This window comes from Blastococcus haudaquaticus (genome assembly GCF_900230285.1).
In the GTDB taxonomy this organism is placed as follows: Bacteria; Actinomycetota; Actinomycetes; order Mycobacteriales; family Geodermatophilaceae; genus Blastococcus_B; species Blastococcus_B haudaquaticus.
The window spans coordinates 524,574-544,519 of the sequence record NZ_OCNK01000003.1 but is presented as its reverse complement, the minus strand read 5'-3'; the positions used below and the strand labels follow the sequence as shown (position 1 = coordinate 544,519).

Annotated in this window: 19 protein-coding genes and 1 tRNA gene; 9 read left to right on the top strand and 11 right to left on the bottom strand. The window is 73.7% G+C overall.

All coding sequences use genetic code 11. The annotated features are described in order from the left end of the window. The first annotated feature begins 1 nt into the window (after nucleotide 1). On the top strand, nucleotides 2-634 hold the full coding sequence (locus CRP30_RS14030) for a class I SAM-dependent methyltransferase (protein WP_097184562.1): 633 nt from the start codon (nucleotides 2-4) through the stop codon (nucleotides 632-634). A 7-nt stretch (nucleotides 635-641) separates the two neighbouring features. Here CRP30_RS14030 and CRP30_RS14025 read toward each other — a convergent pair whose 3' ends face one another. The 3 genes from CRP30_RS14025 to CRP30_RS14015 all read right to left on the bottom strand — a co-directional run bounded on the left by CRP30_RS14025 (nucleotide 642) and on the right by CRP30_RS14015 (nucleotide 2,113). Next, on the bottom strand, nucleotides 642-1,238 hold the full coding sequence (locus CRP30_RS14025; RefSeq protein ID WP_097184561.1) for a maleylpyruvate isomerase family mycothiol-dependent enzyme: 597 nt from the start codon (nucleotides 1,236-1,238) through the stop codon (nucleotides 642-644). Between the two features lie 47 nt (nucleotides 1,239-1,285). After that, nucleotides 1,286-1,933 carry a dihydrofolate reductase family protein gene (locus CRP30_RS14020; RefSeq protein ID WP_097184560.1) on the bottom strand — a complete coding sequence of 216 codons (648 nt, stop codon included), beginning with the start codon at nucleotides 1,931-1,933 and terminating at the stop codon, nucleotides 1,286-1,288. Between the two features lie 104 nt (nucleotides 1,934-2,037). Continuing rightward, nucleotides 2,038-2,113, bottom strand: a tRNA-Arg gene (locus CRP30_RS14015). A 181-nt stretch (nucleotides 2,114-2,294) separates the two neighbouring features. Here CRP30_RS14015 and CRP30_RS14010 point away from each other — a divergent pair. From CRP30_RS14010 to CRP30_RS13995, 4 genes are all read left to right on the top strand, one after another. After that, nucleotides 2,295-2,615 carry a GNAT family N-acetyltransferase gene (locus CRP30_RS14010; protein ID WP_097184559.1) on the top strand — a complete coding sequence of 107 codons (321 nt, stop codon included), beginning with the start codon at nucleotides 2,295-2,297 and terminating at the stop codon, nucleotides 2,613-2,615. A 36-nt stretch (nucleotides 2,616-2,651) separates the two neighbouring features. After that, on the top strand, nucleotides 2,652-4,025 hold the full coding sequence (locus CRP30_RS14005; protein ID WP_097184558.1) for a cryptochrome/photolyase family protein: 1,374 nt from the start codon (nucleotides 2,652-2,654) through the stop codon (nucleotides 4,023-4,025). A 21-nt stretch (nucleotides 4,026-4,046) separates the two neighbouring features. Next, nucleotides 4,047-4,856 carry an Fpg/Nei family DNA glycosylase gene (locus CRP30_RS14000; protein ID WP_097184557.1) on the top strand — a complete coding sequence of 270 codons (810 nt, stop codon included), beginning with the start codon at nucleotides 4,047-4,049 and terminating at the stop codon, nucleotides 4,854-4,856. A gap of 106 nt (nucleotides 4,857-4,962) precedes the next feature. Continuing rightward, complete coding sequence (locus CRP30_RS13995) at nucleotides 4,963-5,772, top strand: glycoside hydrolase family 25 domain-containing protein (RefSeq protein ID WP_143278469.1); 810 nt, start codon at nucleotides 4,963-4,965, stop codon at nucleotides 5,770-5,772. A gap of 4 nt (nucleotides 5,773-5,776) precedes the next feature. On the opposite strand, the gene CRP30_RS13990 is transcribed toward CRP30_RS13995, so the two are convergent. Then, nucleotides 5,777-6,085, bottom strand: coding sequence for a putative quinol monooxygenase (locus CRP30_RS13990; RefSeq protein WP_097184555.1), 309 nt, complete (start codon nucleotides 6,083-6,085; stop codon nucleotides 5,777-5,779). 71 nt (nucleotides 6,086-6,156) lie between these two features. On the opposite strand from CRP30_RS13990, the gene CRP30_RS13985 reads away from it, so the two are divergent. Then, the gene (locus tag CRP30_RS13985; protein ID WP_235003401.1) at nucleotides 6,157-7,575 is read left to right on the top strand and encodes an FAD-dependent oxidoreductase; all 1,419 of its coding nucleotides are present in this window, start codon (nucleotides 6,157-6,159) and stop codon (nucleotides 7,573-7,575) included. A gap of 5 nt (nucleotides 7,576-7,580) precedes the next feature. On the opposite strand, the gene ppc is transcribed toward CRP30_RS13985, so the two are convergent. The 5 genes from ppc to CRP30_RS13960 all read right to left on the bottom strand — a co-directional run bounded on the left by ppc (nucleotide 7,581) and on the right by CRP30_RS13960 (nucleotide 14,491). Beyond that, complete coding sequence (gene ppc, locus CRP30_RS13980) at nucleotides 7,581-10,385, bottom strand: phosphoenolpyruvate carboxylase (RefSeq protein ID WP_097184553.1); 2,805 nt, start codon at nucleotides 10,383-10,385, stop codon at nucleotides 7,581-7,583. Between the two features lie 51 nt (nucleotides 10,386-10,436). Next, complete coding sequence (locus CRP30_RS13975) at nucleotides 10,437-11,297, bottom strand: tetratricopeptide repeat protein (protein WP_097184552.1); 861 nt, start codon at nucleotides 11,295-11,297, stop codon at nucleotides 10,437-10,439. A gap of 77 nt (nucleotides 11,298-11,374) precedes the next feature. Further along, nucleotides 11,375-12,355, bottom strand: coding sequence for a TIGR03557 family F420-dependent LLM class oxidoreductase (locus CRP30_RS13970; RefSeq protein ID WP_097184551.1), 981 nt, complete (start codon nucleotides 12,353-12,355; stop codon nucleotides 11,375-11,377). 37 nt (nucleotides 12,356-12,392) lie between these two features. Then, on the bottom strand, nucleotides 12,393-13,580 hold the full coding sequence (locus CRP30_RS13965) for an ABC transporter permease (protein ID WP_097184550.1): 1,188 nt from the start codon (nucleotides 13,578-13,580) through the stop codon (nucleotides 12,393-12,395). Next, nucleotides 13,577-14,491: an ABC transporter ATP-binding protein gene (locus tag CRP30_RS13960; protein WP_097184549.1), complete on the bottom strand. Its 915-nt coding sequence runs from the start codon at nucleotides 14,489-14,491 to the stop codon at nucleotides 13,577-13,579. The genes CRP30_RS13965 and CRP30_RS13960 overlap by 4 nt, the downstream gene beginning before the upstream one ends. On the opposite strand from CRP30_RS13960, the gene CRP30_RS13955 reads away from it, so the two are divergent. Then, nucleotides 14,424-15,284 carry a UdgX family uracil-DNA binding protein gene (locus CRP30_RS13955; RefSeq protein WP_304528905.1) on the top strand — a complete coding sequence of 287 codons (861 nt, stop codon included), beginning with the start codon at nucleotides 14,424-14,426 and terminating at the stop codon, nucleotides 15,282-15,284. The two genes, CRP30_RS13960 and CRP30_RS13955, sit on opposite strands and share 68 nt — an antisense overlap. 124 nt (nucleotides 15,285-15,408) lie before the next feature. On the opposite strand, the gene CRP30_RS13950 is transcribed toward CRP30_RS13955, so the two are convergent. Both CRP30_RS13950 and pdxH read right to left on the bottom strand, forming a co-directional pair. Then, complete coding sequence (locus CRP30_RS13950) at nucleotides 15,409-16,797, bottom strand: MFS transporter (protein ID WP_097184547.1); 1,389 nt, start codon at nucleotides 16,795-16,797, stop codon at nucleotides 15,409-15,411. Then, nucleotides 16,794-17,441 (bottom strand): pyridoxamine 5'-phosphate oxidase, encoded by a 648-nt coding sequence (gene pdxH / locus CRP30_RS13945; protein WP_200814747.1) that lies wholly within the window; start codon nucleotides 17,439-17,441, stop codon nucleotides 16,794-16,796. Before pdxH ends, CRP30_RS13950 begins: the two co-directional genes overlap by 4 nt. Nucleotides 17,442-17,608: 167 nt before the next feature. On the opposite strand from pdxH, the gene CRP30_RS13940 reads away from it, so the two are divergent. Next, a complete protein-coding gene (locus tag CRP30_RS13940) occupies nucleotides 17,609-18,739 on the top strand; it encodes a citrate synthase 2 (RefSeq protein ID WP_097184546.1) in 1,131 nt (376 codons plus the stop codon). Nucleotides 18,740-18,818: 79 nt separating this feature from the next. After that, the gene (gene serC / locus CRP30_RS13935; protein ID WP_097184545.1) at nucleotides 18,819-19,934 is read left to right on the top strand and encodes a phosphoserine transaminase; all 1,116 of its coding nucleotides are present in this window, start codon (nucleotides 18,819-18,821) and stop codon (nucleotides 19,932-19,934) included. The last annotated feature ends 12 nt before the right edge of the window (nucleotides 19,935-19,946 follow it).

Below are 19,946 nucleotides of genomic sequence, written 5' to 3'. Positions count from 1 at the left end.
GATGACGCACGCGTTCGACCAGGACTACTGGGAACAGCACTGGCACCGGGACGAGGCCGGCGCCATGAGCGGCAACCCGCCCAGCCCGTACCTGGCACGGGAGGTCGGCGACCTGGTCCCGGGCACGGCCCTCGACGCCGGATGCGGCGCCGGGGCCGAGGCGATCTGGCTCGCCACGCACGGCTGGGAGGTGACCGCAGCGGACATCTCGGGCGAGGCCCTCGCCCGCGCCGCCGAGCGGGCCGCGGCGAGCGGAACTGCCGAGCGGGTGCGCTGGGTGGAGGCGGACCTGGGCGTCTGGGAACCGGGCGAGCGGTTCGACCTGGTCACCACCCACTACGCCCACCCGGCCATGCCGCAACTGGACTTCTACGACCGCATCGCCGGGTGGGTGGCTCCCGGCGGCACGCTGCTGATCGTCGGCCACCTGCACGGGCACGGTGCCGGAGGCCACGAGCACGGTGACCACCCGCCGGCCGAGGCGTCGGTCACCGCCGCAGCCGTCACGGCGCGTCTGGACCGGGCCGAGTGGGACGTCGCCACCGCCGAGGAGGCGCAGCGCACGCTGACCGGCCCGGGGAGCCGGGAGGTCACCCTGCACGACGTCGTCGTGCGCGCCGTCCGGCGGACGTGACCGCGGCTCAGCCGCGCGGCAGGGAACGGCCGTCGGGCAGGGTGCGGCCGCCCAGGAGTGCCACCAGGGATCCGGCGTCGGCGCGCACGACGTCGCCGCTCCCCCAGCTCCAGTCGGCGTCGGCCGCCTCGAGGCGGACACCGCTCAGTTCGATGCCGAAGAACGCCCCGTCGACGGCGGTGAGCTGGTCGAGGACGGCGACCACGGCGTCGGGCGGCGCGACCGACGGCCGGCCGAGCCCGACGGTGACGTCGAGGGAGTGGATGACGGCGTGGCTGAGCGCACCCGCAGCGCCACCGCCGGGCGGCTCCCACGCGTGCAGTCGCGGGGAACGCAGCGCGGCCAACTGGTCGGTCACCGGCAGGGCGGCGTCGCGCGCGGCCACGGTGTCGGACAGCACGCCGAAGTCGCCTCCGGCCGCCGCCATCTCGGCCCCGAACTGCTCCGGGGTCAGCCGCACCGGCATCGCCACGTGCGCGACCACGTGGCGTACCTGCCAGCCCTCGCACAGCGTCGGCGCGTCCCAGGTGTCCTCGGGCGCGGAGGCGAGCAGGTCGGCGAGGCCGTCGTAGGTCGACGCCACCCAGGACTGCGGGTCGGTCACGGTCGCTCCTCCAGGTCCGGTCGGCGGCAAGACTGGCACGGCGGGGATCACGTGGTGATACCGACCCCGCGGTCGGGTGCCGCCATGTCCCCGGTGCCCGGCACGCCCTCGGCCAGCCCGTAGCGCAGGTAGACGGTGCCCTTCGGGCCGGCCGTCGGCGGTTCGAGGAGCGTGATGTTCGTGGGCACCGCGCCCCCGTCGAACACCTTCTTGCCGACGCCGAGCACGACCGGGTGCACCCACAGGTCCAGCCGGTCGAAGAGCTTCTCGCGCAGGAGGGTCTGCACCAGGTCCAGACTCCCGACGACCTTCACGTGCTCGTGCCGGTCCCGGACCTCCCGGACCGCGGCGGGCAGGTCCGGGCCGAGCTGCTGCGACCCGGCCCAGGAGAGGTCGGGCCTGCCACGGGACGCCACGTACTTCGGGACGCGGTTGAAGAGCGTGGCGATGTCGTCGTCGTCACCACCCTCCTGGTGCGGCCAGTACGCGGCGAAGATGTCGTAGGTCCGGCGGCCGAGCAGCAGGGCGTCGGTGCCCTCGTACGCGGCGAGGACCTGCGCCCCGGCGACGTCGTCGAAGAGCGGCGCCTGCCAGCCGCCGAACGGGAACCCGCCCTCCGGGTCCTCCTCGGGGCCGCCGGGCGCCTGCCCGACGAGGTCGAGCGTCGCGAACATCTCGATGTGGATGAGCCCCATGCCCTGCTCCCGATGAGTCGGTCGTCCCTGTCCAGGAGCAGACCGGCCGACGTGGGCGGACTCATCGGTGGCACGCCGCGCGACCGCGCGCGCCGTCGGATGTGTGGTGCCCCCGGCAGGATTCGAACCTGCGGCACACGGTTTAGGAAACCGATGCTCTATCCCCTGAGCTACGGGGGCTCAGCACGCGACGGCCCGTGGCCGCCGCGCCGATGCGGAGAGGCTATCGGGTGCCTCCGGGAACACGCGTCACACCCGACTCGTCACCACACGTGAGACGAACCGACGCATCGCGGGGCTACCGTTCCGGGTACACGTCGGGCTCCGGCAACGGCGCCGGGAGACGGAGGGGGCGAGGACGATGGACACGCAGGTGGTGGACGTCCCGGAGAGGGGACGCTTCGAGATCCGGCTCGACGGCCGGGTCGTCGGTCTGGCCAGCTACCACGTCGACGGCACGACGATGACCCTCCCGCACACCGAGGTCGACCCCGGTGTCGGAGGCCAGGGCATCGGCACGACGCTGGTCGCCGGCGTCCTCGACGCCGCCCGCGAGCGCGGGCTCACCGTCCTCCCGTACTGCTCCTTCATCCGCCGCTACATCCAGCAGCATCCCGAGCTGGTCGACCTCGTCGCCGACGACGACCGACCCCACTTCGGTCTGGCCACCGCCGACCGCTGATCTGCGGCAGGTCCGGGACCTGCCTACGCTCCGCAGGTGCCGACGTCGCTGCTGTGGTTCCGCCGCGACCTGCGACTGGCCGACCATCCCGCACTCCTCGCGGCCGTCGACGCCGCCGGGTCGCACGGTTCGGTCCTGCCGGTCTTCGTGGTCGATCCGCGGCTGTTCGGGCCGGCCGGCGCCCCGCGCCGCCAGTTCCTGCGCGACTGCCTGGCCTCCCTGCAGGAGTCGCTCGACGGGGCGCCGCTGGTGATCCGGACGGGCGACCCCGCCGAGGTCGTCCCGGCGCTGGCCGCCGAGGTCGGCGCGGACTCGGTGCACGTGTCCGCCGACGCGGGCCCCTACGGCCGCCGTCGGGACGAGGCCGTCGACCGGGCCCTGGGCGAGGTGGAGCTCGTCCGCACCGGGTCCCCGTACGCGGTCACGCCGGGCCGGGTGACGAAGGCCGACGGCGAGCCGTTCAAGGTCTTCTCCCCCTTCGCCCGCGCCTGGCGCGAGCACGGCTGGCGCTCCCCCGCGCCCCGGCCGGACGCGGTTCCGTGGCACCGCGGAGCCCCCTCGGACGGCCTGCCGCCGGCCCAGGACCTCGACGGCGTGCAGCTCCCCCCTGCGGGAGAGGAGGCGGCGCTCGCCGCCTGGGCGCACTTCCGCGACGAGCTGCTCTCCGCGTACCCGGAGGACCGCAACCGCCCGGCCACCGCCGGCACCAGCCGGCTGTCGGCCTACCTGAAGTACGGCTGCGTCCACCCGCGCACCCTGCTGGCCGACCTCGCAGGCAGCGACGACGGCGAGGAGGCGGTGCGCCGCTTCACCGACGAGCTGGCCTGGCGCGAGTTCTACGCCGACGTCGTGTGGCACCGCCCCGAGTCGGCGCGCGAGCCGCTCGACGGCCGCACCGGGTCCATCGAGTACGACAGCGGGCCCGAGGCCGACGCCCTGTACGACGCGTGGGCGGAGGGCCGCACCGGCTACCCGATCGTCGACGCGGGGATGCGCCAGTTGCTCGGCGAGGCCTACGTGCACAACAGGGTGCGGATGATCGTCGCCTCCTTCCTGGTCAAGGACCTGCACCTGGACTGGCGACGAGGCGCGCGGCACTTCCTCCAGCACCTGGTCGACGGCGACCTGGCGAGCAACAACCACGGCTGGCAGTGGGTGGCCGGCACCGGGACCGACGCCTCGCCCTACTACCGCGTCTTCAACCCGACCCGGCAGGGCAAGCAGTTCGACCCCGAGGGCGAGTACGTGCGCCGCTGGGTGCCCGAGCTGCGCGACGTCCCCGGAGCCTTCGTGCACGAGCCGTGGCTGGCGCCCGGCGGCGTCCCCGCCGGCTACCCGGAGCCCGTCGTCGACCACGCCGCCGAGCGCGAGGTCGCGCTCGCCCGCTACCAGCAGGTGCGGTCCGCGTGACCGGGATCCGGAGGGGCCCCCGTGCCTGAGGGGCACACGCTGTACCGCCTGGCCCGTGAGCAGCAGCAGACCTTCGCCGGGCGCCCGGTCCACGTCACGAGCCCGCAGGGCCGGTTCGCCGCCGGTGCGGCCCTGCTCGACGGACGGGTGCTCCGGGAGGTCTTCTCCTACGGCAAGCACCTGTTCGCCGACTTCGGCGGGGACACCCTGCACGTGCACCTGGGGCTCTACGGCACCTTCGTGGGCGGCACGGGCGACCCGCCGCCGGTCAAGGGCGCGCTGCGGATGCGCTGGACCGCCGAGGGGTCCGACGGCGCCGTCGTCTGGACGGACCTGCGGGGCCCGACCGCGTGCGAGGTGCTGGCCGAGCCCGAGGTGCAGGCGATCCTCGACCGGCTGGGTCCCGACCCGCTGCGGCCCCGGGCCGACGGCGCCGTCGCGCACCGCCGGATCTCCGGCAGCCGGACGGCGATCGGCGCCCTGCTCATGGACCAGTCGGTGCTGGCCGGCGTCGGCAACGTCTACCGGGCCGAGCTGCTGTTCCGGCACGGGGTCTCACCGTTCCGCCCCGGCCGGGACGTCGATGCGGCGCTCTGGCAGGCCATGTGGGCCGACCTGGTCACCCTGATGCGCTCCGGCGTCCGGATGGGCCGGATCGTCACCACCCGGCCGGAGGACCGGGCGCGCAAGCGGGGCGCCGTGCAGCGCGACGACGCCCACTACGTGTACCGGCGAACCGGCCTGCCCTGCCGGGTCTGCGGCACCGGGATCCGCACCGAGGTGATGGTGGGGCGCAACCTCTACTGGTGCCCCGTCTGCCAGGCGGTATGACCCCGGACGAGCCCCCACCAGCGCGCGTTCCGATCCCACCCGCAGGTGGCAACCGGCACCCGGTAGGACTCGGCACCGCCCAGGGAGCCCGTGTACGTTGCCGCGGATGGCATCGTCAGCGTGGAGGATCGCCGTCATCGCCGTGGGGGCGGTGGCGGCCGTCGCCGTGCCCGGCGTCGCCTCGGCGGACACCACCGTCGGCTACGACGTCAGCCACCCGCAGTGCGGCACCGACCTCCCCCGCGACCGCGCCTTCGCCGTCGTCGGGGTCAACGGTGGCCTGTCCACCCGGGCCAACCCCTGCCTGCAGGAGCAGCTGACCTGGGCGTGGGAGTCCTCCGGCGAGGTGGACGACCAGCCGCGCGCCCAGGTCTACCTGAACACCGCCAACCCCGGACACCTGCTGGGCGAGGTCACGACGTGGCCCGAGAGCGGTGCCACCCCGTACGGCGTGTGCGACGGCACGAACTCGACCGCCTGCTCGTGGCAGTACGGCTGGGAGCGTGCCCAGAACAGCGTCCTGTCCTTCTTCACACCCGCGGCCCGCGCCGCCCGGGTGGACAGCCAGCCGTCCCGCTACATGTGGTGGCTGGACGTCGAGACCATGAACACCTGGCAGTCCGGCTCCGTCGACGCACTGGCGCGCAACCGCGCGACGGTCGAGGGCATGACCGAGTACCTGCACTCCCGGGACGCCGAGGTGGGGGTCTACTCCACCGGGCAGCAGTGGGCGCAGATCGTCGGCAGCGTCGACGAGGACAGCGTCCTCGCGGGCCTGGACAGCTGGCTGGCCGGCTCGGTGACCGCCGACCAGGCCGAGGATGCCTGCGACGAGGAGCCTCTCGTGCCCGACGGCGACGTGGTGCTCAGCCAGTACGTCCGCGACGAGTGGGACCGGAACGCGTCCTGCCGGTGACCGGCTAGAGCGCGCCCTTGTCGGGGTCACCCGCCGGCACGGCGGTGAGCCGCTGCACGTCCAGCGGGCCGGCCAGCTTGTCGGCGAGCTCTCCGCCGAGCGTGGTGAGCGCCTCCGCCCGCCCGTGCACCTTCAGGGCCTCGACGCTCTCCCAGCGCTCGACCATGACGAACCGCCCGTCGCCCTCGTGCAGCGCGTACAGCTCGCAGCCCGGCTCGGCGTGCACCTTCGGGACGGCGGCCAGGATCGCGTCCCGGACGGCGTCGACCTGGTCGGGCTTCGGGATGATGGTGGCGACGACGACGACGGACACGCGGACCTCCGGGACGGTGATCGGGCCGTTGCTCTGGTGCTGACGGCCCGGGCGGGGTCAGGATGCCAGTCGTGTCCGTCGACGGTTCGCCTCCTCCCCCGTCGGCGCCTCCCCCGTCGGCACGGCACCCGCTGCGGGTCGCCGTCGTCGGCGCGGGTCCCGCCGGCATCTACGCCGCGGACGCCCTGACCCGGCAGGACGCCGTCCCCGTCGCCGTCGACCTGATCGACCGGCTGCCGACGCCGTTCGGCCTCGTGCGTCACGGCATCGCGCCCGACCACCCCAAGATGCGGGCGATCCGCGACACCCTCCACCACAGCCTGGAGCACCCGCTGGTGCGCTTCGTGGGGAACGTGGACGTCGGTGTCGACATCCCCCTCGACGAGCTGCGGCGGCACGTCGACGCGGTCATCTACACCTACGGCGCCTCGCTCGACCGCCAGCTCGGCATCGAGGGCGAGGACCTCCCCGGCAGCCTCGCCGCCACCGACCTCGTCGCCTGGTACACCGGCCACCCCGACGCCGACCGCGCCCGCGTCGAGGCGGCGCTGACCGGCGTGCGGTCGGTCGTCGTCGTGGGCGTCGGGAACGTGGCCCTGGACGTCGCGCGGGTGCTGTCCCGGACGCCGGAGGAGCTCGACCCGACCGACATGCCCCAGCACGTGCTCGACGTGCTGGCGGCCGCGCCGGTCGAGGAGGTCACGGTCCTCGGCCGCCGCGGACCGGCGCAGGCCACCTTCACCACCCAGGAGCTCCGCGAGCTCGACGGGCTGGCCGACGCCACCGTGCTGGTCGACCCGGCGGAGCTCGAGCTCGACCCGGGCAGCGAGGAGCGCGCCGCCGCCGACCGGGTCGTCAGCCGCAACCTGGCGGTCCTGCGTGGCTGGGCCGATCACGCCGCCACCGCCGGCCGGGTCCGGTTGCGGCTGCGGTTCTTCCGCCGCCCGGTGCGGCTGCTGGGCACCGACCGGGTGGCCGGCGTGGAGGTGGAGCGCACCGCCGTCGACGGGGACGGCCGAGCCATGGGCACCGGCGAGCTGGAGGTGCTCCCCGCCGACCTGGTGGTGCGGTCGGTCGGCTACCGCGGCATCCCCCTCCCCGGCCTGCCGGTCGACGAGCGGAGCGGCACCGTGCCGAACGACGCGGGCCGGGTGCTCCGCGACGGGTCGCCGTCGGCGGGCGAGTACGTGGCCGGGTGGATCAAGCGCGGGCCCAGCGGGGTCGTGGGGCACAACAAGCACGACGCCCGGGAGACGGTCGCCTCGCTCCTCGCCGACGTCGCGGCCGGGGAGCTGCGCGCCGCGGGGCCGGTGGGCGACCTGGTCGACGAACTGGTCGCCCGGGGCGCCGAGCCGGTGCTGCTGGACGACTGGCGGGCGATCGACGCGGCCGAGACCGCGCTGGGCGCGACCAAGGGACGGGCGCGCACCACGCTGCACGAGCGGGAGGCGCTGATGGCCGCCGTCCGCGCGGCTGCCGCCCGCGCCTGATCCTGTCAGCCGCTGTTGCGCAGCGCGGTGGCGATGCCGTTGATGGTCAGCTGGATGTTGCGGCGGGTGAGCTCGTCGTCGTCCCCGCCCCGTCGCCGGCGCAGCATCTCCACCTGCAGGTGGTGCAGCGGCTCGAGGTAGGGGAACCGGTTCCTGATGGACCGGGCCAGCGAGGGGTTGTCGGCGAGGAGCTCGTCGTCGCCGGTGACGGCCAGCAGCATCCGGCAGGTGCGCTCGTGCTCGGCCGTGATCTGGTCGAAGACGCGCGCCCGCAGGTCCTCGTCCGGCACGAGCTGCGCGTAGCGGGCCGCCAGCCCCAGGTCCGTCTTGGCCAGCACCATGCCCATGTTGGAGAGCACGGTGCGGAAGAACGGCCAGGTGCGGTGCAGCTCCTGGAGGCGGGCCAGCTTCTCGTCGTCCCCACCCACCCAGCTCTCCAGCGCGGACCCGGTGCCGAACCAGCCGGGCAGCATGATCCGCGTCTGCGACCAGCTGAACACCCACGGGATCGCCCGCAGGTCGGAGATCTTGTCCCCCGCCTTGCGCGACGGCGGCCGGCTGCCGATGTTCAGCTCGCCCAACTCGCGGATGGGAGTGGCCGCCCGGAACCACTCGACGAAGCCCGGCGTCTCGTGCACGAGCGCCCGGTAGGCCTGCTGCGCCCGCGCCGCGAGGTCGTCGAGCAGCGCGTACGTGGACTCCGCGTCGCTCCCGAGCCCCTCGAGGTCGAGCAGGGTGGACTCGAGCGTCGCGGCGACCAGGGCCTCGAGGTTGCGCCGCGCGCGATCGGGGTCGCCGTACTTGGCGGCGATCACCTCGCCCTGCTCGGTGATCCGCAGCGCCCCGGCGACCGCACCGGGCGGCTGCGCCCGGACGGCCTCGTAGCTGGGCCCGCCGCCCCGGCCGACGGTCCCGCCGCGACCGTGGAACAGCCGCAGGCGGATGCCCTCGGCGCGGGCGACCTCCACCAGCTCCAGCTCGGCGCGGTAGAGCGCCCAGTTCGCGGCGAGGTATCCGCCGTCCTTGTTGCTGTCGGAGTAGCCGAGCATCACTTCCTGCGCGTCCCCGCGGGAGGCCACCAGGGAGCGGTACAAGGGCTGGTCGAGCATCGCCGACAGCGTCGTCCCGGCCGCCTTGAGGTCGTCGATCGTCTCGAACAGGGGCGAGATGCCGACTGTGGACGTCGGGCCGCCTTCGGCACCCGGGTCGAGCAGGCCGACCTCCTTCAGCAGGACGGCGACCTCGAGGACGTCGCTGACCGACTCGCACATGCTGATCACGTAGTTGGGGATCGCGCGCGGGCCGAGGATGGTCACCTGGTCGGCAGCGGCGAGCAGCACGTCGAGCTCCCCGCGGGCGGTGTCGGAGAGCTCGGCACCGGGCCGCACCAGCGGACGGCGCATCGTCAGCTCGCGGGCCAGCAGCTCCACCCGGGCCGCCTCGTCGAGGGCCGCGTAGTCGTCGCAGACCCCGGCCCAGGCGAGCAACTCCCCGACGACCTCCTCGTGGACGGAGGAGTTCTGCCGCATGTCCAGGCCGCAGAGGTGGAAGCCGAACACCTCCACGGCCTCCCGGAGCCGCAGCAGCCGGTCGTCGGCGAGCGGACCGGCGCCGTGGCTGCGCAGCGAGGCGTCGACGACGTCGAGGTCGGCCCGCAGGTCGTCCGGTGAGTCGTACGGCGGCAGCGGAGTCTGCGGCGCCGGCCCGGGCACCCGGCCGAGGACGGCGTGCGCGGTCGCCGCCAGCCGGGCGGAGATGCCGTTCAGCGCCCGCCGGTAGGGCTCGTCGGCACGGAACGGCGAGTCGTCGCGCGAGGCCTCGGCGAGGGAGTAGAGCTCCGGCGTCGGGGTGACCAGCCGGTCGGACATGGACAGCTCGCTGCGCAGCGCCTCCAGCTCGTCGAGGTGGTGGCCCAGCGCCGTCTCCGCCTGCCGGTTCGTCGCCCGGCGCAGCGCGTCGGCGGTGACGAACGGGTTGCCGTCGCGGTCGCCGCCGATCCAGGAGCCGGGCAGCAGCATCGGCCGGCGCAGCAGGCCGGCGTCGGGCCACCGCGCGTCGAGGGCCTTCCGCAGCTCGGCGTTGATCGCCGGGACGACCTCGAACAGCGACAGGTCGTAGTACCGCAGCGCCTCGTCGATCTCGTCCTGCAGGCGGAGGCGGGAGAGCCGCAGCAGCGCCGTCTGCCAGAGCGTGAGGACCGAGCGCCACAGCTCCGCCGACCACCGGGCGTCGTCGACCTCGCCACCGGCGGCGCGGTCCCGCTGCCGGATGAGGTCGGTGATGTGCCGCTGGACCTGCGAGATGGTCCGGCGGCGCACCTCGGTGGGGTGCGCGGTGACGACGGGGCACACCAGCGCGCCGGCGAGCTCGCGGGCCACCACGTCGGCGTCGAGGTCGGCGTCGTCGAGCAGGGCGATCGTCGCCGCCAGGCTGCCCGCCTGCGGTGGCGAGCCCTCTCGCCGGTGGAACCGGCGGCGGCGCTCGTGGTGGATGTCCTCGGCCAGGTTGGCCAGCACGGAGAAGTGGCTGAACGCCCGGATGACGTGGTTCGACGAGCGGATGTCCAGGCCCGACAGCCGCTCGGCCAGGTCCGCCCGGTCGACCTCCGACCGGCGGATCTTGAACGCCTCGACCCGGGTGGACTCCACCAGGTCCAGCACGTCCTGCCCTGCCTGGGAGCCGATCACCTCGCCGAGGACGCGCCCCAGCAGGCGGATGTCGTCCCGGAGCGGGGCGTCGTCGGCACGATCGACTCCCTCCCCTGAACCGGAGGAACGGAGGTCGGCGACGTCGACAGTGGCTTCGGACACGCGGGCAGTATCCGGCTCCGGTGTTACGGCGAGCTACCGCCCCGTTCCTCGTCAGCCGTGCTCGAGCTCCCGGAGGGCCTCGGCGGCCAGCTGGTCGCCCGCCGCGGCGCCCAGCCGGAACTGCTCGACGGCGCCGTCGAAGTCGCCCCGCTCGGCGAGGAGGACGGCCAGGTTGTGGTGGCAGTACGCCTCCCCGGCGGCGATCCCGCCGCGGTAGGCCTCCTCCGCCGCCTCGTCGTCCTGCATCACGTCGGCGTAGAAGTTGCCCAGCGGCAGCCAGGCCACGGCCTCGCCGAGCTTCGCGCCCCTCTCCAGCACGAAGCGGGCCTCGTCATGGCGCCCCGTCTCGCGCAGCAGGTGCGCCAGGTCGGCGCGCGCGGCCGGGAAGTGGTCGGCCCCGGCACGGAGGTCGGGCTCCAGCGTCGGGTCGAGGGTGGCGCACCAGCGCCAGCAGGCCACGACGGCCGCAGCCTCCTGGTCGCCCATGGCGGCGATCTCCATGGCCACGTCCATGGCCGCGTGCCGCTCTCCCTGCTCGCGGAGCAGGAAGGCCAGCTGCAGGCCACCCTCCAGGTCGCCGGCCTCGACGGCGCCGCGGTAGGCGCGCATCGCACCGGCCAGGTCGCCGAGGTCCTCCAGGACCTTGCCCAGGTTCCGCCAGGCGTCGGGCTCCCCCGCGGCCAGCGCGACCTCGTACGCCTCCACGGCCTCCGGGAACCGCCGCTGCGCCGCGAGGGCGTTGCCGAGGTTGAAGGACGCGACGGAGTCACCCAGGTCGGCGGCGCGACGGAAGCACCACTCGGCGTCGGTCTGTCTCCCGACGTCGGCCAGGTCGCAGCCGAGGTCGATCAGCGCGTAGACGTCGTCGGAGGACTGCAGCGCCTGGAGGCGGGCGTCGAGGTCCTCGGTCATGCCGCTGATGATCAGGGCGGAACCGTGTCCACCGCGCCCCCCGGCGGGATGACCTCACCCCAAGGTGTGCGTGCAGGTCAGCTGCTGAAAGCCTCCCGCCAGGCGGGCAGCAGCGTCTTCTCGGTCCACTCCAGGTACGGCTTCTGCTGGTCGCCGCCGATCTGGACCAGCGCCAGGTGCGTGAAGCCGGCGTCGGCGTACTCCTTCGCGGCCTCGATCACGGCGTCGACGTCGTCCCCGCACGGGATGCTGCTCTCGACGTCGTCCTTCCGCACGAACTGGCTCGCCGAGTCGAAGGCCGGAGGCCCGGGCAGCTCGGCGTTGACCTTCCAGCCGAGGCCGAACCAGCGGAAGAGCGTGTGCGCCCGGGTGACGGCGGCGGCCTTGTCGGTGCCGTAGCTGATCGGCATCTGCGCGATGCGGGGCTTGCCCGTCCCGCCCGCCGCGTCGAACCACTCCCCGTACTGGGCCTTCGGCTCGGTGGCGATCAGCGCGTCGGCCAGCTCACCGGCGATCGTGCAGGCCTGCTTCCCCCCGGCGGCGACGCCGATCGGCACCCGCTTGTCGGGGAGGTCCCAGAGCTTGGCGGACTCGACGTCGAAGTGCTCGCCGCGGAAGTTCGTGTAGCCGTCGCCGTCGAACAGGTCGCGGATGATGTGGAGGGCCTCCTCCAGCATCTCCTGGCGGACGTCGGCGGGTGGCCAGCCCGCGCCCACGACGTGCTCGTTGAGGTTCTCGCCGGAACCGAGACCCAGCGTGAAGCGGCCGTCGGAGAGGATCTGCAGGGTCGCGGCCTTCTGCGCCACGACCGCCGGGTGGTACCGGAAGCTCGGGCAGGTCACGTAGGTGGTCAGCGGGATGCGGCTGGTCGCCTGGGCGGCGGCACCGAGCACCGTCCACGCGTGTGGCGAGTGGCCCATCTCGTCGAGCCAGGGGAAGTAGTGGTCGCTGCTCACCGAGAAGTCGAAGCCGACCTCCTCGGCACCCACCACGTGGCTGACGAGGTCCTTCGGCCCGGCCTGCTCGGTCATCATCGTGTAGCCCAGCTGCATCGCCATGCGGCCCGGCTACCCCCACCCGATCGCGCGCAACCCGCTACGCGCGCTCGGCCTTCAGCGCCTCCCGCATCTTCAGCTTGCCGCTCGTGCGCAGCAGCGCCCCCGCGTAGATCCGCCCGCCGAGCCGCACGATCAGGGCGATGGCGACGAGCATGAGGACGACGGCCAGGCCGACCTCCCAGACCGGGACGTCGCCCGCCGCCTGCCGCACCGGCATCACCAGCGGCGAGAGCCCGGGGACCAGCGAGGTGACGCGGGCGAGGGTGCCGTCGGGGTCGGCCGACGCCTGGATGCCGACGACGAACGCGGCCACGAGGACCAGCGTCGTGGGCATGAGGACCGTGCCGAGGTCCTCCTGCCGGCTCACCAGGGACGCCGCGACGGCGAAGATGGCGGCGTAGAAGGCGTAGGCCAGCACGAACCACAGGACCACCGAGATCGCCGTCCCGATGAGGTCGCCGGGGATGTCGACGACGTCGAAGGCGATGGCACCGGCCACGCCGACGACGGCGATGACCACGATCTGGGCCAGGCCCAGCACCCCGAGCCCCAGGATCTTCCCGGCGAGGAGCTGCCACGGCTTCATCGTCGCCAGCAGCAGCTCGACCACCCGGCTCGACTTCTCCTCCACGACGCCCTGCGCGATGAACTGACCGAAGAGGATCAGCAGGCCGTAGAGGAGACCCGCGCCGATGATCGCGGCGACGACGCGCTGGCTGTCCTGGTCGGCGTCGGGGTCCAGCGCGGTCACCGGCACCTCGGGGACGTCGAGGCCGCTGATGCCCGCCTCGGCGAGCTGCTCGGCGACCGACAGCTGCGACACCGCCCCCTGGACGATCGCCTCCAGCGATCCGCCCGCCGACTCCTGGACGAGCAGCTCGTACTCCCTGCCCTGGACGACGAGAGCGCTGTCGACCTCCTCGTCCTCGACGGCCGCCGACGCGGCCGCCTCGTCGGGCAGCTCGACGACGGTGACGTCGACCTCGAGGGCCTCCCCCTGCGCCTGCAGCGCCTGCTCCAGGCCGGGGGCATCGCCGACGAGGCCGATCCGCGACTCCTCCGTGCCCGAGTCGAGGGCCACCTGCAACGCCAGGCTGCCCAGAAGCAGCACCAGGATGACGATCGAGCTGATGATGAAGTTCTTGTCGCGGATGCGCGCCGAGATCTCCCGCCTCGCGACCAGACCGACCAGCGACGCACTGCTCAGGCTGCGGGGCTCGCTCACGCGGCCACCTCCTCGGCGGTCGGGGCGGCGACGGCGCCGCGGAACAGTTCGACGAGCGTGGGTTGCTGCCAGGCGAAGTGGGTGACGCGGCCGGTCCGCAGGGCCGCGGCGAGCACCTCCTGGTCGTTCCCGCCGTCGGAGAGCTCGAGCACGGTGTCCCCTGCCTGCTCGGACACGACCCGGACGCCCGGCAGGGCCGTGGCCCAGTCGGGCGCGGCGTCGGGGACGACCACCCGCAGGAGCCGGCCGGCCTCGCGGCGGCGCAGCTCCTCGACAGTGCCCGTGGCGACCATCCGGCCGCGGGCAAGGATGCCGACGGAGTCGCAGAGCCGCTCGACGAGGTCGAGCTGGTGGCTGGAGAAGACGACCGGGACGCCGGCCCGCGCCTGGCCGAGGAGGGCCTCGGCGAGGGAGTCGACGCCGATCGGGTCCAGGCCGGAGAACGGCTCGTCGAGGATGAGCACCTCGGGGCGGCTGACCAGCGCCGCGGCGAGCTGGACGCGCTGCTGGTTGCCCAGCGACAGCTTCTCGACGGCGTCGTTGCGGCGTGCGCCCAGCCCGAGCTGCTCCACCCACTCGGCGGCGGCCTTCGCGGCGGCGGCGGCGTCGAGCCCGTGCAGCTTGGCGAAGTAGGCGACCTGCTCGCCGACCTTCATCTTCGGGTAGAGCCCGCGCTCCTCCGGCATGTAGCCGATCCGGCGGCGCAGCCCCTGGTCGAGCGCGCTGCCCCGCCACCGGACCTCACCGGCATCGGGCCGGACCAGGCCCATGGCGATGCGCATCGTCGTCGTCTTGCCGGCGCCGTTGGAGCCGCAGAAGCCGAACATCGACCCGGGCGCGACGGTGAAGCCGACCCCGTCGAGCACGCGGTTGTCGCCGAAGCTCTTGTGGAGCCCGTCGAACTCGAGCACGTGTCCTCCCGAGATTGTTGGTTGCCGCACCGTATCGGCCGCTCACCTCGCGTCCAGGGCGGCGCTGCGGTGTCATCGGCGAATGACTGGTGAACAGGGTCGCGCCCAGCCGCCGGACGGTGTGGGCCTGGACGGGCTCCGGGCAGCGGCCGCCGGCTGCCGCGCCTGCGAGCTGTGGGAGCCGGCGACGCAGACGGTCTTCGGCGAGGGCCCGGAGACCGCCCGGATCGTGTTCGTCGGCGAGCAGCCCGGGGATCGGGAGGACCGCACGGGCGAACCCTTCGTCGGGCCCGCAGGGCGACTGCTGGACAAGGCGCTCGGCGACGCCGGCATCGACCGGCGCGACGCCTACATCTCCAACGCGGTCAAGCACTTCCGGTTCACGGCGAAGGGCAAGCGGCGCATCCACCAGACCCCGGGGCCCGAGCACCTGCGCGCGTGCCGGCCGTGGCTGGAGGCGGAGTTCGCCGTCCTGCGGCCCGAGGTCGTGGTCTGCCTGGGGGCGACGGCGGCCAAGGCGCTGATCTCGCCGTCGTTCCGGATCACCCGGGACCGTGGGCAGCTGCTCCCGTGGACCCCGCCCGGAGCCGCCCTCCCTGTCGACGACGGGCACCTCGACGACGGGCACCAGGAGGCCGACGACGACGAGCCGGACGAGGGTGCCCCGGCGCAGACCTGGATGCTCGCGACCACGCACCCGTCCGCGATCCTGCGCACGCCCGACGAGGCGCGCGACGCCGCCTATGCCGCCCTGGTCGCCGACCTGACGGTGGTCGCCCACGCCCTCGCCTGAGGGGCCGGTGAGCACTGGTCCAGCGGGCCTCGCTGCGATCGAGCGCCCACCGGAGCAGTGCTCACCTCACCGACCGGACGTCGCCCCTGTATCGATACGGCATCGTCCAGGTTCTGTGGCATCGTTACGCGCTGCCCGGCCGGTCCTCGCCACTCTCGGGGGCGGGCGAGCCCGGCCGGGCCTCCGTCCCCGTGCCCGTCTCCACCGTCGACCGGGACGCCCGGAAGAGCCAGAACGACGGGACGACCAGCGCGACGACGGCCATCGCCACCACGACGATCACGCCGCCGGACACCATCGCGACGCTGACCGACGCCGCGCTCGCGATCGCGCCGGCCCGCAGGTCACCGAGCCGCGGCCCGCCGGCGACCACCACGATGAACACGCCCTGCATCCGTCCGCGCATGTCGTCGGGCGCCGCCAGTTGGAGCATCGAGGAGCGCAGCACCGCGCTGACCATGTCGCCGGCGCCCGCCACCGCCAGGCACAGGACCGCCAGCCACAACGTCGGCGCCAGGCCGAAGCCGATGATCGCCACGCCCCAGACCGCGATCGCGGCGAGCACCACCGCGCCCTGCCGGTCCACCCGCGACACCCAGCCCGACGTCAGCCCCATCACCAGCGCGCCGATCGACACCCCGGCGAACAACCACCCGAGGCTGTTGGGCGAGTCCGCGTACCGGGTCTCCGAGAGCTCGGGGAAGACCGCCTGCGGCCAGGCGAACATCATCGCGATGATGTCGACGACGAACGTCATCAGCAGCACCGGCTGGGTGCGGAGGAAGACGAAGCCCTCCCCCACCCCGCGCACCGCCGAGCGCAGCCGGAGCGGACCCACGACGCCGTGCGGGGGCAGCGACGGCAGGCCGCGCAGCAGCAGGGCGGCCAGCAGGAAGCCGAGCGCGTCCACCAGGTAGGTCAGGAAGAGCTCGCCCATCCCGATCAGGACGCCGGCCAGCAGCGGCCCGACGATCACGCCTGCCTGCCGGACCGTCATGGCCAGGGCGTTGGCCGCCGGAACCCCGGCGGGGCCGACGATCGCGGGGATGACGGCGCTGCGGGTGGGCTGGTTGACCGCGGCGAAGCCGGACACGCAGGCGGTCAGGATCCACAGCACCACCAGGTTGCCGCCGCCCGGCAGCAGTGACTGCACCGCGAGCAGGGCGCTGGTCACGGCCGCGCCGACCGACGTGATCAGGATGAGCCGCCTGCGGTCCATGGCGTCCGCGATCGCCCCGCCGAGCAGGCCGAAGACCACCAGCGGGACCAGCGCCACGATCGACGTGACGCCGACCAGCAGGGAGGACCCGGTGAGTGCGTAGACCTGGAAGGGGACGGCGACCAGCGTCATCTGCTGGCCGAGCATCGTGGCGGCGACGCCCCAGAACAGCCGCCGGTAGTGCGGGTTGCGCAGCGGCGTCGTGTCGATCGCCCAGCCGCGGCGCCGCTGGCCCTGCTCCAGGGGCCCGGGCCGACCGTGCGAGGTCTGGGGGGAAGCAGGATCCTTCTTCACGGGGCCAGGCGCCGCACCAGCCAGCCGCCCCCCTCTTCGTCGTCGCGCTCGAACCGCAGCCGGTCGTGCAGCCGGTCCTTGCCGCCCTGCCAGAACTCCACCCGCTCCGGGAGCACGCGGTAGCCGCCCCAGACCGCCGGGCGCGGCACCTTCTCCTCGGGTGTCTGCTCGTCGAGCAGCCGCACCCGCTCGGCCAGCTCCTCCCGGGAGTCCACGACCGTCGACTGGACCGAGGCCACCGCGGCCAGCTGCGATCCCCGCGGACGTGGGTCCCACAGCCCGTCGGACGCGGTCTCCCCGATCTTCTCGACCCGGCCGGTCACCCGGACCTGGCGCTGCAGCGCGTGCCAGGGGAAGACCAGTGCCGCCCTCGGGTTGACCGCGAGCTGGGCGCCCTTGGCCGAGGCGTAGCTGGTGCCGAAGATGAACCCGGCCTCGTCGTAGCCCTTTATCAGGACGACCCGGGCGTCGGGAGCCCCGTCGGCGTCGGCGGTGGCGACCACGACCGCGTTGGGCTCGGGCAGTTCCGCGGCGACCACGTCGCCGAACCAGCGGTCGAACTGCTCGACCCAGGTGGGCGCGAGGTCCTCCTCGGTGAGCCGGCCGGCGGTGTAGTCGTTGCGCATGCGGGTGAGGTCGGGCACGCCGCCATGCTGGCACCGTCCCGCCGGCTCGGCGCGCGAGACCACCCCCGCGCCGGCCAGGACCGCCCCCCGTGTGCCCAGGTGGGTCCGCAACGCCTAGGGTCGGCTGGCAATCTGCGTGCCACCTCCCCGGCGCGCAGGGGTCCGCGCGCAGAGGAGCATGCGAGATGGCCGACGACTTCGTACCCGGCCTGGAAGGCATCATCGCCTTCGAGACCGAGATCGCCGAACCCGACAAGGACGGCGGCGCTCTGCGCTATCGCGGCGTCGACATCGAGGACCTCGTCGGCAAGGTGACCTTCGGCAACGTCTGGGCCCTCCTGGTCGACGGGAAGTTCGGCCCGGGTCTCCCCCCGGCGGAGCCCTTCCCGATCCCGGTGCACACCGGGGACGTCCGCGTCGACGTCCAGGCGGCACTGGCGATGCTGACCCCCATCTGGGGCTACCGCCCGCTGCTGGACATCGACGACGAGGAGGCCCGCGAGGAGCTCGCCCGGGCCGCCGTCATGGCGCTGTCCTACGTCGCGCAGTCCGCGCGCGGCATCGGCACCCCCGCCGTCCCGCAGAAGCGGGTCGACCAGGCGTCGACGATCGTCGAGCGCTTCATGGTCCGCTGGCGCGGCGAGCCCGACCCCCGCCACGTCGCCGCCGTCGACGCGTACTGGACGTCGGCCGCCGAGCACGGCATGAACGCGTCCACCTTCACCGCCCGCGTCATCGCCTCGACCGGCGCCGACGTCGCCGCCTCGCTGTCCGGCGCCATCGGCGCGATGTCGGGTCCGCTGCACGGCGGCGCCCCCTCCCGGGTGCTCCACATGCTCGACGAGGTGGAGAAGACCGGCGACGCCGAGAAGTACGTGAAGGACCTGCTCGACCGCAAGGAGCGGTTGATGGGCTTCGGCCACCGCGTCTACCGCGCCGAGGACCCCCGCGCCCGCGTGCTGCGCCGCGCCGCCGAGGAACTGGCTGCGCCCCGCTTCGAGGCGGCCCTGGCGCTGGAGAACGCCGCGCTCAAGGAGCTGCGCGAGCGGCGTCCCGACCGGCCGGTCGAGACCAACGTGGAGTTCTGGGCGGCGATCGTCCTCGACTTCGCCGAGGTGCCCAGCCACATGTTCACCTCCATGTTCACCTGCGCCCGCACCGCCGGCTGGTGCGCGCACATCCTCGAGCAGAAGCGGACCGGCCGCCTCGTACGCCCGTCGGCGCGCTACATCGGCCCCGACCCGCGCAAGCCCGAGGCCGTCGAGGGCTGGGACACCATCCAGACGAAGGCGACGACCGAGGTCGCACCCTCCTGAGCCACGGCCCTGCTCGCACGTTCGCGGCGGGTCCCGGTGACGGGGCCCGCCGACTGCACCGCTGAGAGGCATTTCCTGGATGACCATCACCATCCCCGCTGAGCTCCTGCCGTCCGACGGTCGCTTCGGCTGTGGCCCGTCCAAGGTGCGCCCGGAGGCGCTGCGCGCCCTCGCGGGCGAGGGCGCCGCGATCATGGGCACCTCGCACCGCCAGGCGCCGGTGAAGAACCTGGTCCGGGAGATCCGCGAGGGCCTCACCCAGCTGTTCGACCTGCCGGACGGCTACGAGGTGGTCCTGGGCAACGGCGGGACGACGGCGTTCTGGGACGCGGCCGCCTTCGGCCTCATCCGCGACCGGGCGGCGTTCGGCACGTACGGGGAGTTCTCCGCCAAGTTCGCGTCGGGGGTCAAGGAGACGCCGTTCCTGGGCGAGCCCGTGATCGCCACGGGCGAGCCCGGCTCCCTCGCGCTCCCCAGCGGCCAGGACGGCATCGACGTCTACGGCTGGGCGCACAACGAGACGTCGACCGGGGTGATGGCTCCCATCCAGCGCCCGCACGGCGCCGACCTCGACGCCCTCGTGCTCGTCGACGCGACGAGCGGCGCCGGTGGCCTGCCGGTCGACATCGACCAGACCGACGTCTACTACTTCGCCCCGCAGAAGTCCTTCGCCGCCGACGGCGGGCTCTGGGTCGCGCTCATGTCGGGCGACGCGCTGGCCCGGGTGGCGGAGATCAAGGGCTCCGGTCGCTGGATCCCGGGCTTCCTCGACCTGTCGATCGCCGTCGACAACTCGGGCAAGGACCAGACCTACAACACCCCCGCCGTGGCCACGCTCTTCCTGCTGGCCGACCAGATCCGCTGGCTGCTCTCCCTCGGCGGGCTGTCGGGCGCCGTCGCGCGGACCACGGACTCGTCGAACCGGCTGTACCGCTGGGCGGAGAAGTCGGAGTACGCCACCCCGTTCGTCACCGACCCGGCGCACCGCTCCCTCGTGGTCGGCACCATCGACTTCGCCGACTCGGTCGACGCCGCCGCGATCGCAAGGACGCTGCGGGCCAACGGCGTCGTCGACGTGGAGCCCTACCGCAAGCTGGGCCGCAACCAGCTGCGCGTCGGCATGTTCCCGGCGGTCGAGCCCGACGACGTCTCGGCCCTGACCGCCTGCATCGACCACGTCGTCGAGCGCCTGTAGTCCCGACCGGAT